Source organism: Trinickia terrae, assembly GCF_005144415.1.
Taxonomy (GTDB): Bacteria; Pseudomonadota; Gammaproteobacteria; order Burkholderiales; family Burkholderiaceae; genus Trinickia_A; species Trinickia_A terrae.
Genome location: NZ_SWJE01000026.1, coordinates 1 through 14256 on the forward strand (window position 1 = coordinate 1; position 14256 = coordinate 14256).

General features: G+C 60.5%; 11 protein-coding genes. 10 read left to right on the forward strand and 1 reads right to left on the reverse strand.

The window, feature by feature from the left end; all coding sequences use genetic code 11:
• The 10 genes from FAZ69_RS31280 to tssJ form a co-directional block, all read left to right on the forward strand.
• On the forward strand, window positions 1–950 hold a 950-nt coding region (locus FAZ69_RS31280), incomplete at its 5' end, for a glycoside hydrolase family 19 protein (RefSeq protein WP_304571750.1).
• Window positions 950–1960, forward strand: a complete 1011-nt coding sequence (locus tag FAZ69_RS31285; protein ID WP_136899055.1) for a hypothetical protein — start codon at window positions 950–952, stop codon at window positions 1958–1960. The genes FAZ69_RS31280 and FAZ69_RS31285, both read left to right, overlap by 1 nt.
• Window positions 1961–2184: 224 nt before the next feature.
• Window positions 2185–2565: a hypothetical protein gene (locus FAZ69_RS31290; protein WP_136899057.1), complete on the forward strand. Its 381-nt coding sequence runs from the start codon at window positions 2185–2187 to the stop codon at window positions 2563–2565.
• Between the two features lie 17 nt (window positions 2566–2582).
• Window positions 2583–2996 carry a lysozyme inhibitor LprI family protein gene (locus FAZ69_RS31295; RefSeq protein WP_136899059.1) on the forward strand — a complete coding sequence of 138 codons (414 nt, stop codon included), beginning with the start codon at window positions 2583–2585 and terminating at the stop codon, window positions 2994–2996.
• Window positions 2997–3318: 322 nt separating this feature from the next.
• The gene (locus tag FAZ69_RS31300; protein WP_136899061.1) at window positions 3319–4512 is read left to right on the forward strand and encodes a KPHS_23130 family T6SS system protein; all 1194 of its coding nucleotides are present in this window, start codon (window positions 3319–3321) and stop codon (window positions 4510–4512) included.
• Entirely contained in the window at window positions 4494–8075 is a 3582-nt protein-coding gene (locus FAZ69_RS31305) for an ImcF-related family protein (protein WP_136899063.1), read from the forward strand. Before FAZ69_RS31300 ends, FAZ69_RS31305 begins: the two co-directional genes overlap by 19 nt.
• A gap of 11 nt (window positions 8076–8086) precedes the next feature.
• A complete protein-coding gene (gene tssA, locus FAZ69_RS31310; protein ID WP_136899065.1) occupies window positions 8087–9685 on the forward strand; it encodes a type VI secretion system protein TssA in 1599 nt (532 codons plus the stop codon).
• 13 nt (window positions 9686–9698) lie between these two features.
• Complete coding sequence (gene tssF / locus FAZ69_RS31315) at window positions 9699–11501, forward strand: type VI secretion system baseplate subunit TssF (protein ID WP_136899067.1); 1803 nt, start codon at window positions 9699–9701, stop codon at window positions 11499–11501.
• Entirely contained in the window at window positions 11498–12631 is a 1134-nt protein-coding gene (gene tssG / locus FAZ69_RS31320; RefSeq protein WP_136899069.1) for a type VI secretion system baseplate subunit TssG, read from the forward strand. Before tssF ends, tssG begins: the two co-directional genes overlap by 4 nt.
• A 15-nt stretch (window positions 12632–12646) precedes the next feature.
• The gene (tssJ, locus tag FAZ69_RS31325; protein ID WP_136899071.1) at window positions 12647–13180 is read left to right on the forward strand and encodes a type VI secretion system lipoprotein TssJ; all 534 of its coding nucleotides are present in this window, start codon (window positions 12647–12649) and stop codon (window positions 13178–13180) included.
• A gap of 39 nt (window positions 13181–13219) precedes the next feature.
• On the opposite strand, the gene FAZ69_RS31330 is transcribed toward tssJ, so the two are convergent.
• The gene (locus FAZ69_RS31330; protein WP_136899073.1) at window positions 13220–14254 is read right to left on the reverse strand and encodes a S1C family serine protease; all 1035 of its coding nucleotides are present in this window, start codon (window positions 14252–14254) and stop codon (window positions 13220–13222) included.
• Between the last annotated feature and the right edge of the window lie 2 nt (window positions 14255–14256).

A 14256-nucleotide genomic window follows, 5' to 3' on the forward strand; every position in this document is an offset into this window, starting at 1 on the left:
GCGAGTATTTGAGTTTCTTCGAGCAGGTGCTGCGGCGCGTGGCGAAGGAGCCGTATCACGATGCGGAGATCGAGCGGGTCAAGAAGCTGGTGTGGTGGGATGAGGTGCGCAACGCGGTGAAGGGGGAGTTTCCGGCGAGTCCGGATGTGTTTCATATTCATCCCGTCGCGATGGTGGGAAATCTCATGGTTGGTGGATGCTCATGTGGAAAACCACTCACATTAGAGCAGCTACAGGCAATTGTTCACGACGATGTTCTTCGGAAAGGTGCTTTTTGTGAGGCATATTACGCAGGTGTTCGAGGTTATCCGATTGTTGATTTTTTGAAAATATTGAATGAGAAGATGGAGAAATATGGGATTACGAGATGCCTCCATAAAGCTCATTTTCTATCTCAACTTGCCCACGAGTGCGATCAAATTAAGACAAACGAAGAATATCGAAATTCCGATGGGTCGATTCCGCGTGGATGGGATGAGTATCGTGGCGGATGGAGCTATCACGGGCGAGGCTTGATTCAGCTAACTCATGTAGACAAATACTCTGAATATGGCGATGCAATTGGTAACAAGAGAATTGACGCTGACCCAGATATCGTGAGTCATAGTGTTGAGCTTACAGTTGATTCCGCTTGTTGGTATTGGCGGCATGGGAGCGCGTGGGGAGACATCAATCCCATGTCTGAGCAAAGTGATTTTCTCAAGGTGACGATGGCAGTTAATGGAGGATACCGCCATGTGAAGGAGCGAAACTTACTTTTGATAAAAATGGCTTCCCTTGTGAAGCTTGATCAATGCCATAGCGCTGTCAACGTCAAATTGAAGAATTTCATATTTTCGGAAAGCGCTTTGAGTAAATCGGGATGGCATAAAAAAATGCAAGAAAGATTGCGGAAGTCGAAGGTATCTTGTCGTCTCTATGAGTTGTGCGATATTGGTTGGGTTAGGTGATGAAATTTATTAGTCAAGCTATTCTATTTGTTTTTTTAATTTTGTTAACTGCATTTGGAGGAGGGGTTGCCTTTTCTGAAGAATTGGTTGGCTTCACCAATTTGGGAAAGGAATATCATGTCGCGGTCCGTGCTGCTGAGAAACTTCCAAATCCAGATGGAATATGGGGGGAGGTGAATTTAATTTACGATATTGGAAAAAAATCGAAGCCAAAAGTTTACTCTTTTGAGGTGTATGCACCACCTATTATCCGGAAAGCTCCATTTGGGCTGCTAGTAGTCTCCGAAAAAATTGGGGGGATGAATGGAATTTATAGGGTGATTTATCTTCGCCCAACTGAAAGCGGATTGATCGCTATAGGCGGTGCCGAATCGAGTTTGGATAATGGGAGATTCGTTGATGCGGTGGCGATTTCTCCGAAATGGACTAAAGCTGCTAGCGCAAGAGAGCTCGATAGTTTATTCGATTCAATTTTGGTGCATAGGGGTGACCTTGTCGGTTCAAGCTCGTCTCAATCTTTTGATGGCGCTTTTTTGTTTTTTTCTATCCCTGAATTGATGGGGAAAATTCGAAGAGTAGATGCTCTTTTTCTAATTGATTTTTCAATGGTTCTTAACAAAACAGTAGATTCATCGCTTGCGAACTTGATTAGGCGTCGGTTTGTCGGTAATCAAATTAGTTTGTGTGATGAGAATCAATTCGATATTTTTGTTTGTAAAATTGGAAAGAAGACGCTTGCTGTTTGTGCTAGTAATCGAGAGGGTGAAGATGTTATCCAGTATCGCATTGGCCGTGATCGAAATGTTGAGCTTTCACTTTCAAAAACGATGTCCCAACGTATTTTCGATAGTCATGAATTGGGGGTGTTTGAGCGTGGTGAGTATCGGTATATTGTTAAATATGGCGACAATGTTTGGCAAGGGGTTGTGGTTGAGAAAAGTGGTATCACTATCTCCAAGCAACAATGTGAGGTGGAAATGGTTGAGCCTTTTCTCTTGCCAAATAAATAGTTGGCTGCATCTACTAGCATAATTCAGAAAAGTGCGTTCATATGCAGCGCATGGATTCGCTAGGCGCCGAAAAAACTCCATATCATTTTCGGGAGGCGTCAATCTATGTTTATGGAATTTGAGGGCGCTTTTATTTGTGGCTTGCTAACTAGCTTGTCTGTGGCGACTTTTGTATTGCTAGATTGCAAACGGCATCAGGAAAGCGTGGCGATAAAGCGCGGGAAATGCTGCCGAGCCTAATGGGTATCGAAATAACCAAGGATCAAGCCCTTCAGTTGGCGGTAGTCATGAAGAAAAGATATGCTCAATATACTGTTGATGCATTTCCCGGGGTTGCCAAGCTACATCCGCACAGCCAGGGTGCACTGTTGAGCTTAATTGTAAATCGGGGACCGGGTTTGGTAGACAAGCCTGGGCAAAAAATGCGTCTCCAAATGAGGGAGATTCGAAAGGATATCAATGAAGCTAAGGTAGCAGATATCCCGTTTCAGATTAGGGAAATGAAGGTTCTGTGGGATCCGGCTTCTCAAAAAGGGTTGCTCATACGTCGTGACAATGAGGCGGATCTGTTTGAAAAGGGAATGGCGTGTAACTGTTGGAGGTGACTTGTGCGAAAAAAATCGTGGCTGTGACTGGTATTTTGATATTTTCTGGAAGCGTTTTTTCGAAAATGGTATGCGATAGTCAGGTAACGAGTGAAATCGAGTCGTGCGCAAGGTCAAATTTCCAGTTGGCTGATAAAGATCTCAACGAAAAATATCGAGGATTAATTGGGAAGTTTGACGGTGTTGATAGGGAAAATCTCAGGTCTGCGCAGAGATATTGGGTCGTTTACAAAGATAGGTATTGCGAGGCTGCATTTGATGCAACCAATCCAGGAGCGGAGGCTGCCGTGGAAAAATGGGCATGTCTTGAATCAGTTACCGCGGAAAGAACTAGGGAACTTGGCTACATTGATGCCTCGTCTGATATGACGGGATTCTATCGTGCTTTAACTTTTGTTGCCCGTTATTACGAGGGCGGAGATCAGAGGTGAGTAATCGATAAATTGATCAATGACACTCCGGATGGAAAAAATCCGAACTGGGCTCGATACGTTGACGCGAACTGTGCGTTAACCCGAGAAAAACTTAGGGGGAACGTAATGTTTGTGTCGCGAGAATGAATTTCTATAAGAGCTGGTAATAACGGTTTCGATTTTGGTGCAATTGCTTCGATGGGTTGGAGGATATGCAAGAGAGGATTATTGGCGGAAGTGAGCAAGCAATGGATGGCTATGTCCTGCCCACGCTGGCGGGCCATTGCACGCGTTGCGATTGCGTTTTGATCGTATTGTCGGGACCCGCAGGGATTCGCTGATGCCTATCGACTTCGACGCGCTGCCTGCACGTACAACCGTTCCTAATGAGCGAACGGCAGTCGTGCCCTGGCTAATAGCACTGGTTCTTATCGTAGCTATCAGCATTGCGACTTGGCCTGCCGGACGCTCTACGCAATCTCCGTGGTTCTGGATTCGCGCCTTCGTGATGCCGTCGCTTGTGTGGCTAGTGCTCTATTCCGGCTGGCGATTTGTAAGTGCACATCGCCGGCGTAACGCTTTGGCTGACAACGAGGCGATTGATCGCAAGGAGAAGCGCTTGCACGGCGACGCAAGTGTGCCAATGGCGGTGATAGGGCAATCATGGTGCTTTTCCGGGGATGCCGAGAAGAACAAGCTCAAAGACGCGATGACCGCCAGGGAGCCTGCCGATACTCCAGAGGAGCCACGCGGACTAGTGATTCCTGACAAAGCATTCTTTCAGGGAAATCACGCGGACGAAGCGTGGAGGCAAGAAATCATTCTCGAGTGGCTGCTAGTCGAACTCGTCAAGCCTCTCAAAGCGCGTCTCAGGGGGAGCACAAATCCGAACGCAAGCAAGATATGGCTAAGCATCGATTCCGTTTTGACTGCAGAAGCTACCAAGATGACGATCGCACGCGCGTGGACGACGCTCGGGCTGAAGTTGCCGGTAAGCGTGCAACTTATTCGAACGATGTCGCTTTACTCGATTGACGATTGGCTCGACAAGAGGCTGCAAATGCCAGTGCATCTTGTGATTGCGGTGCAACTGAGAGGCGCGATCAGCGGCGGCATGCAAGCAGGCGAGGCCGAGGCTGGCGTAGCAGTGCTTCTGGGCCAAGCGTCTGGCGACTTACCCGACCAGACGTTAACCATCTGCGCACATCGTCCTATTAGAAGCGAGGCCGCAACGCTCGATGAGGGAATTGCCAATGCGTTGCGTTGGGGGCATTGCTCGGACGGCAATATCGACACGCTGTGGGATACCGGTTTGCAAGAACCGCTGGCACAAGCATTCAAGAACCTCGAGAGTTCCGTGAACGACGCACCGGTCGTAGAACTGGCGCGAACTATCGGCGACGTAGGGGTTGCTGCTCCGTGGCTTGCTCTCGCACTTGCCGCCGCGCGCGCGAAGGAAAACGCGGGTGCGCAACTCATTTTGGATCAACAAGACGGCGACGTGGTCGCGATGATATGTCGAAAGAAGAATTGAACGAGAACGCTTCGGCAAAAGTGCTGATCTTTCTGGGGCTCGCGCTTGCTGCGCTTTTTACCGGCCTTTGGATGTGGATGTCGAATGAAGAGCCTCCGCATGGATGGTTTGCAAACAACCGGAAATTCATGGCTGCTGTACTGGTTGCTGCTTGGTTAGCCTGCATGTTCCTGGCGGCGCTCTACGAGCTCGGTGTTCGTGAATTTGTAGCCGACTCACGCGTCGCGCGTTTTTTTGATCGACGGCGGAAGGATAAGCACGAATCTACTGAGCCGGTTGAGGAAACGCACACACCCGAAACGGATGCGTTGCGCCTACGCCAACGCCTCCAAACCCGCCACGGCCGCTTCTGGCGCTACCGCGACCGCTGGATCCTCGTCGCCGGCGACGACCCGCTGGTCAAACGCCTGGCCCCCGGCCTCGCCGAAACCGGTTACGCCATCACGGGCGGCACGGTCCTGCTGCACGCCAACCAAACCCGCGACACCCTCGACACCGCCTGGCTCGACCAAATCCGCCGCATGCGCCGCCGCCGCCCAATCGACGCGATCGTCGCGGTAACGCGCAACCGCACGTCGGCCAAAGCTCCGTCGTTCGACACCGACGATATCTCCCAGCGCCTAGCCCGCCACGCCCGCGCGCTGCGCTGGTCCGCGCCTGCGTATGTGCTGAACGTCACCGACTTCGGCGACGAATCTTCCACGCCGGACGAACCGATCGGCTTCACATGGCAGGAACCGCGCATCCAGCCCGAAACATTCGAGGCGACGCTCTCCAACCTCACCTTCAATCTCGCAGACGAAGGCGTCGCACGTCTCGCAAAAGACGGCAAGGACCGCTACCCCGCCGAGCTGTCGCAGCACATCTCGCGGTTGCACGAAGCGCTCTCGGATCTGGTGACACAAACCAGCCAATCGCGCTATTGGCGTCAAGCCGTGCATGGACTCCTGTTCGCCCCGCTCTTCAAGGAGCGCGAACTTGCCCCGCCAGCCGCTGCGAATGGTCCCAACGACGACAACGAGTCAACCCAGCCACAGCCCCAACAACGCACCACGTGGCAAACGATTGCGGACCACAGCCGCACGGTGCACGGCCGCCGCGTCGGCGTATCGCTATCGACGGCCGCCGCGTGGACCGCAACGGCAGCGATCGGCGTATGGACCGCAGGCATGCTGCTCTCCGGCGCGACGAACCGCGCAACGATCCAATCCGCCGAGGACACGCTCGACAAGCTCTCCACCACACAAGACCGCACGCAATCGGCACTCGCGCTCGACAGTCTGCAAAAGCAGATCGACACGCTCGAAACCCACCAGCGCGCCGGCGCGCCGTGGACGACCCGCTTCGGCCTGAACCGCGACGCCGCTTTGATCGCGGCGCTCTGGCCCGGCTACGAGCACGCCGCGGTCCGCATCCTTGCCGCGCCGATCAAGCAGAAGCTCGAAGAAAAAATGCGCCAGCTCGCCTCGCTCCCGGACGCGGAGATCGCCAGCGGCGGCAACGCGCAGGTGCAAGCAGCCTACGACACGCTCAAAACCTACCTGATGCTCGCCTACCCGGCGCGCGCGAACACGGCGTTCCTGACCCCGCAACTGATCGCGGCCGCGATGCCCGCGCGTCCGCAGAACGCTTCGCTCTCGCCGGGCGCCTGGGAAGACCTGCGCCAGCGCCTGCTCGCGTTCTACGCGTCTCATCTGAACCAGCGGCCGACGGCAAGCGGCTCGTCGCAGGCGATCGTGCTCGACGGCCCGTTGGTCGCCGCGACGCGCGAATCGATCATCGGCGTACGCGGCATCCAGAACTCGACGGACGCGATCTACCAGCAAATCATCGATGAAGCGCAACCGAAGTACCCGCCGGTGTCGCTCGCGACGCTGCTCGGCAGCACGACGAGCCGTGGCCTCTTCAACACGACAGCGACGGTGCCCGGCGTGTTCACGCGTGCAGCCTGGGACGATCGGATCTCGAAGGCCATCGACGACGCAAGCGAGCAGCACGCCGTCGCAGGCGACTGGGTACTCTCGGACGCGAAGCCAGGCACGGATGCCGAACCGTCGACCCTGAAAGACGAGTTGCGCCGGCGCTACTTCGCCGACTACGCGCGCGCCTGGGAGCAGTTCCTCAACAGCCTGCGCTGGCAGAGCGCGACGACGCTCTCGGGCACCGTCGACCAGCTCTCGCTGCTCGGCGACTCGCAGCGCTCGCCGCTCGTCGCGCTGATGAACGCCATCGTCTATCAAGCGGGCACGGGCGCATCGGTGCAATCGCTCTCGGATACGCTGATCAACAAAGCACAGAAGCTGGTCGGCGCCGACGAGAAAGACCCATCGAAACAAGCCCAACTGCCGCAGGCTCCGCTCGCGGCGGCGTTCGGTCCGATCCTGCGTCTCGCGGGCAGCGACCTGACGCTGGCCGCGCCGACAGACGGAAAAAACGCGGCGCAGCAAGCCGCAACCGGCGACCTGAGCCTCGCGCGCTACCTCGAACGCGTCACTGCGATGCGCTTGAAAGTGCAGCAGATGGTTTCCAACCCCGACCCGGACGCGATGTCGCGCATCGCCGCGCAAGCGGTGCTGCAAGGCAAGACCTCCGATATCGCCGACAGCCGCGACTACGCGAGCCGCGTCGCGGCGAGTCTCGGCGAGCGGTGGAGCGGCTTTGGCGACGCGCTGTTCCAGCGTCCGCTCGACCAGACCTGGGACGTCGTGCTGCAACCGGCCGCGGCAAGCCTGAACGACACATGGCGCACGGCGATCGTCGCCGACTGGAACAAGGCGTTCGGCGGGCGCTATCCGTTCGCCGATTCGGACAATGACGCCTCCATCGCCGAGCTGACGCGCTTCCTGCGCGCGGACAACGGCGTGATCGCGCAGTTCGTGTCGACGCAATTGGCGGGCGTCGTCGAGCGTCAGGGCGATCGCTGGGCGCTCGTGCAAGGCGCGGGCCGCAATGCGCTGACCGTCGACCCGGCGTTCCTCGCCTCGCTGAACCGGCTTGCGCGCGTATCGAACGTGCTGTTTCCGTCGGGCGATGCGCACGTGCGCTACGAGTTGCGTGCGGCGCCTACGCCGGGCATCACGGAGATGACATTCAAGCTGTCGGGCCGCGAGCTGCACTACTTCAACCAGAAGCAGGAGTGGACGCCGTTCCTGTGGCCGGGCGAAGCGCTGGAGAACAACGCGCATGTCGAATGGCAGTCGCAGGAAAGCGGGCTGCGCTCATCGTTCGATTTCGAAGGGCGCTTCGGCTTGATCCGGTTGCTCGAAAAAGCGGATGTCGCGCAGCAGGACAACGCGCGCTATCAGCTCAAGTGGATGCCGGATCAAAGCACGGGATTGCCGCTGCAGGTGCAGTTGCGCAGCGAAGCAGGCGGTGGTCCGCTCGAAGCGCTCACGTTGCGCCACTTCACGTTGCCGCCGCAGATCTTCATCGTCTCGCGCGGCGCGGCCAAGCGCACGGGTGCGAGCGCGTCGAGCCCGCCGCCATTGCCCGCCGCGATGCTCGAATCGGCTCGGCATGCGCAAACCCCGCTGCCGTCCAACGGCTTGCCTGACTACAACTAAAACGAAGAACCATGTTCGCAAAGTTCATCAAGAATCTGTTCGGTGCGCGCAATCCCGACGAGCTTGCGTTGGCGCGCATCAACACCTGGTCCGATTGGCTGCAGCCTTTTCCGGGCGGCACGTCATCGGTCAACGACACCCAAGGCGCAGGCCGCGACCCCGGCTACGAAGACGCCTTTTTCACCATCAAGGACGAAGTCACCAAGCTCTCCGATATCGACGATGCGTTGATCGTCCGCTCGTGCGAGCAGTTGCTCAAGGAAGTCGGCAAGGACTTGCGCCTCGCGGGCTACTACGCGTTCGCGCGCTTGCGGCAGGACGGGGCCGCGGGCTTTGCCGACGGGCTCGAGCTGGCCGCGGCGCTCGTCGAGCGCTTTGGCCAGGCGCTGCTGCCCTCGCGCGCCGAAGCGAAAAAAGGCGCGCTCGAATGGTTCGCGACGGCGCGCATGCTCGATCAGCTCGACCGTCACGATGCTTTTTCGTCCGCCGATCTCGAACGCGCGATGGCCGCGTTGAATCTGCTGATCGCACGCACGAGCCAGTGGCCCGAGGCGGCACGGCCGAATCTTCAGCCGCTCGTGTCGCGCTTCGGGAGCGACGGGACGCCGGTGCTCGCGGCATCGGGTGTCGCGATGCCGTCGGCGTCGAATCCGCCTGCCGCGGGCGGGCAAGCGGTATCGTCGGCCCGCGACGTGCTCGAGCAAACCCGCGCGATCGCCCAATACCTGCGTGCGCAGGAGAACGGCTATCTGCCGTCTGCGCGGCTCGTGCGCTGTGTGCGCTGGGACACGATTCACGAAGTTCCGCCCGCCGATATTCAAGGGCGCACGCGCCTCGTCGCACCGCGCGCCGAGCTGCGCCAGCAGTTCAAGCGGCTCGTGCTGCAGAAGCAATGGCACGAGTTGCTGGAGCGCATCGAAGGCGCGTTCATGGAAGGCGCGAATCATCTCTGGTTCGACTTGCAGCATTTCCTGCACATCGCGCTCGATCATGCGGGCGAGCCGTACACGACATGGCGCGATCAGCTGCGCACCGATCTCGCGCTCTTGCTCGAACGACTGCCGGGCGTCGAGCGCCTTGCGTTCGGCGACGGCACGCCGTTTGCCGACGACGCGGCGCTCGAATGGATCGCGCGTCACGCCGTGGTGCGCGACCTGGAAGCGGGCGAAGCGCTGACGCCGCTTCCGGTTTCGGCCGGGAGCGACGACGGCGCCAGCAGCGATTGGCGGGAAATGGAAGCGCAAGCACGCGATCTGCTCGCGAGCCAAGGTCTCGACGCCGCGTTCGCGTGGCTCGCGAGCCTGCCCGGCATGCGCTCCGAACGGCAGCGCTATTTGCAGCGCTGGCTGATGGCGCGCATCGCCGACCATGCCGGCAAGACCGATACCGCGCGGCACCTGCTCGCCGAACTCGACGTCGCGGCCAAGGGCTTCGATCTGCCGGGCTGGGAGCCTTCGCTGACGTTCGAGGTCAAGCATCATCTGCTGCGCGTGCTCAAAGCGAGCCTCACGCACAAGGACACCGACAAAGCCGCGCTCTATCGGCGCATCGAACAACTGCAAGGCGAGCTGACCGTGCTCGATCCGGCGCGCGCCGTCGCGCTTGCTTGAACAGGACCCCGCCATGGACGACTCCATCCTCCGCTACTACGAAGCCGAGATGCGCTATCTGCGCGAAGCCGGCAAGGAGTTTGCGCAAGCGCATCCGGATCGCGCCCGGATGCTCAATCTCGATCGCGTCGGCGATCGCGACCCGTACGTCGAGCGCCTTTACGAAGGCTTCGCGTTCCTCACGGCGCGCCTGCGCCAGAAGCTCGACGACGAGCTGCCCGAGCTGACCGAAGGGCTCGTGAGCCTGCTCTGGCCGCACTACTTGCGCATGATTCCATCGCTATCGATCGTGGAGCTGCAGCCCAAGCCCGAGCTGCTTCAGCAAGCCGAAACGATCCCGGCCGGCTTGCAGGTGCGCACGGGCACGATCGCGCTCGGGTCCTCCGGCGCGCCGGATGCGGCAGCCGGCGTGCAATGCCAGTACCGCACGACGCAAGCGGTCGCGCTGAACCCGATCAGGCTCACGCTGGCCGAGCCGTCGGTGCGCCACGACGGCCGCTCGGTGATCCGCCTGCGCTTCGAGATCGAAGGCTCGGCGCAGCGCGAATCGGTCGACTTGTCGCGCATCCGGCTCTACCTGAACGCCGACTTGCCGGTCGCCTTCGCGCTTCATCTCGCGTTGACACGGCACGTTCAAGCGGTTGCGTGGCGCATTCCCGAAGTGCGCGACGGCGAGGCGGTCGAGCTTGCCGGCGTGCATGCCGAACCGGCTGGCTTTGCGGCCGACGAGCGCTTGTGGCCGAAGGCAGACGCAGCGTTCTCCGGCTATCAGTTGCTGCTCGAATACTTCACGTTCCGCGAGAAATTCCTGTTCGTCGATCTATGCGGTCTCGACATCGGCAAGCTGCCGCCAAACGCGCGGCAGTTCGATCTCGAGCTGCTGCTCGCGCAAAGCTACCCGCAGGACCTGCGCTTTACCGCCGAGAACGTGCGCCTCTTCTGCACGCCGGTCATCAACCTGTTCAAGCTCGACGCCAAGTCGACCCACGTCGATCACCACGACACGGAGTACCGCGTCACCGCGGAGGACCATCACGGCGCGCACGTCGAAGCCTATTCGGTCGATGCGGCCGAATCGTTCGATCACGCCTCGGCCGGCCGCCATGAATACGTGCCGTTCTCGACCTTCAAGCATCGCGGCGGGATGATGCGCCACGAGGCGCCCGAACGTTACTTCCATACGCGCGTGCGGCAGGGCGTGACGGGGCTCTACGACACCTGGCTGATCCTCGGCGGCCACGCCTGGGAATCGCTCGAGGACTTGCCCGAGGAAACGCTGTCGCTGCGCGTGACCGGCACCAACGGCATGCTGCCGCGCAAGGGCTTGCGCGAAGCGAGCATCGATACGCTGGTGTCGAGCGCGCCGAGCATCGCGCGCGTGACGAACCTGTGCGCGCCGACGCTGCCCGTCTATCCGCCGCTCGACGACCGCTTTCAATGGCGCGTGCTCTCGCATCTCGCGCCGAACTTTCTGTCGCTGCTGGATGCCGAGGTGCTGCGCGGCGCGCTGGCGCTCTACGACTGGACGGACGATGAGCTGAACCGCCGGCGTCTCGCGGGCATCCGGCACGTCGGGCAGGAATTGCTCGAACAGATATCGGGCGGCGCGGTCGAGCGGGGCGTGCTGATCGAGGTCACGCTCGACAGCCACGCGTTCGCGGGCGAGGGCGACGTCTATCTGTTCGGCGAACTGCTGCACCGCTTCTTCGCGCTCTATGCGGAGTTGAACCTGTTCACGAAGCTGGCGATCGTCAGCTTGCCGACGGGGCAGCGAATCGAATGGCCCAAGAGCAAGACAGGACGCGCGCCGCTATGAACGCACACGATATTCCCGATCTGGAGCCGCTCGTCGGCGCGCTGCTCGCGCGCGCGCCGCACATGAACTTCTTTCAGCTCTGTCAGTTGCTGGAATTGCAGGCGCCCGGGCGCGCGGGCTTCGGCACGCTCGATTCGGCGGCGCACGAGCCGGTGAGATTCAGGCCTCATTCGAAGACGGGGTTTCCCGCGAGCGAAGTGGCGGCGGTCGAATTCGATGACGAACGTCCCTGCGCGCCGCCGACGGTGCGCACGACCTTCCTCGGTCTCTACGGCGTGAACGCGGCGATGCCTTCGCACCTGATCGACGACATCGTCCTGCGCCGCGAAGGCCACGACGCGGTGATGGCGTTTCTCGACCAGTTCAATCACCGCGTGGTCACGCTGCTCTATCGCGGGTGGAAGAAGTATCGGTATCCGGTGGGGTTTCGCGCGGGCGGCACCGATGAGCGGTCGCGCGATCTGCTGTGTCTCGCGGGCTTCGGCATCGGCGACAAGGCGGCGCGCGCCGGCCTGCCGGACTCGCGCGTGCTGGCCATCGCCGGCCTGTTGAATCAGCGCACGCGCACGGCCGAGGGATTGGCCGGCGTTGTCGCTTTGGCGGTGCCGGGCGTGGACGTCAAGGTCGACGAATTTCATCCGATGCGGATCAAGGTCTCCGAACCGAAGGGGCTGGGCTCGCGGGGACGCGCGACCGGCGACGGCGAGCGCGCGCCGCGCGGTCTTGGCAGCGACTATGTGCTGGGCCGGCGCATCGCGTATCGAAGCAAGGCGGTGCGCGTCACGTTGCGTGCGTCGAGCGCGGATCACGTGAACGGCTTGCTGCCCGATGCGCCGCTCCATCGCGACTTGATGGCATTCCTGCGCATCTACGTGGGCGTCAAGGCCGATGTGATGTTGCGCATGGACGTGCCGTCGGAGCTGGCGCCGCTGCTCGAACTGGGCGCCACGCGCGCGCGGCCGGGCGACGCGGGCGAAACCGCGCACGCCCACGCGAGCCGCCTCGGCTGGACCAGCGTGTTGAAACCCGCGCCAGGCCGCACGCTGACGATTCCGATCGGGCGTTACGAGGCTTTTCCGAAAACGATATCCCGGGCGCGTGCGGATTTGAATGCTGCACACGGTATGTGAAATATGGAGTTTTGTATGCGAATGACCTCTGTTGTTGCCGCCATTGCGTCGGGTCTCGTTCTGTCGGCGTGCGGCGCTTGGCAAAGCGTGTCGGACGGCACGGCGAGTGCGTATCACGCAGTGTTCCATAAGCAGGTCAAGGTGCTCGATGTCGATTTGAATGCGCGCGCATCGCTGAATCCTGACGAGGCGCAGCGGCCGACGTCGGTTGTTGTGCGCGTTTATCAGTTGAAGGACCGCAAGACGTTTGACAGTGCTTCTTACGACGATCTTTTGAAGAACGACCGCGTTTTGCTCGCGCAGGATCTGCTCGACATGAAAGGCGTGCGCGTCACGCCGGGCGGCGCGGTGAGCGTGACGCAGCCGATCCAGGCCGATGCGCGATACGTGGCGGTCGTCGCGTTCTTTCGCGATCCGGTGCAGGACAAGCCCTGGCGCAGGGTGATCGAGAAGAAGGCGCTCTCGGCCGACGATCCGCTCAAGCTGGAGCTGGTCGCGAACGAGCTCGTGCTGCCGTCGGATGTGGCCAGGGAGCGGCCGGGGAGTTGATGTTAATTGCGTGAGCGTGAAGCGCGACCCCGGTGCCCGTCAGCCAGCATGCTCGCTCGGCACCACCTTCATCACCAGCTTTTGCGTGCCTCTCACCACAGCGAGCTCGACCGTCTTCCCGATCCGCGACACATCGAGCGCCCGCTGCAACCCGTCGATCCCGTCGACGGCGACCGAGTCGATCGCCACCAGCGTATCGCCCGCCCGCAGCCCGGCGAGCGCAGCCGGGCTGCCGCTCACGATCTCCATCACCTGCACGCCGGTCGGCGCCGGCAGCTCGAAGAAGCGCTGTACCTTGCGCGGAATCGGCGTCGTCGTCCCGGCGATGCCGATATACGCGCGCCGCACCCGCCCGTGCGCGAAGAGCTGCATGACGACCCACTTCGCGGTATCGATCGCGGTCGCGAACGACAGCGCCTGCGCGCCGGGAATGATCGCCGTATTCACGCCGATCACCTGTCCCGCCGAATTGACGAGCGGGCCGCCGGAATTCCCGGGGTTGAGCGCGGCGTCGGTCTGGATCACGTCGTAGATCATCCGCCCGGAATACGAGCGCAGCGAGCGGCCCAGCGCCGAGACGACTCCCGTCGTCACCGTCTGCGTGAGGCCCAGAGGATTGCCGACCGCGATCGCAATCTGCCCGACGCGCAGCCGCCCCGATTCGCCCAGCTCGACGTGCGGCAACGCTTCTGCGGAGCCCACGCGCAGCACGGCGAGATCGGTATTCGGATCGTCGCCGACGACGCTCGCCGCGTATTGCGAGCCGTCTGCGAGCGTCACGCCGATCCGGGCCGCGCCGTGGATCACGTGGCTGTTGGTCAGCATGTAGCCGTCGGGCGTGAAGAGGAAGCCGGAGCCGGTGCCGCCGCGAGGCGCGCTCTGCGGCGAGCCGCCACCGGGCGCACGCCGTTCGACGGCCACATAGGCGACCGCCGGCTGCACGCGGGCGAGCGCGCCGATCACGGTGCGGGAGTAGGCGTCGAGCAGCGCGTCGTCGCTGTCGATGGGCGCGGGCTCGGCGGCGCCTGACGGCCTGCGTGCCAGGTCGTCGATGAATTGCGGACGGCGTCCCATGC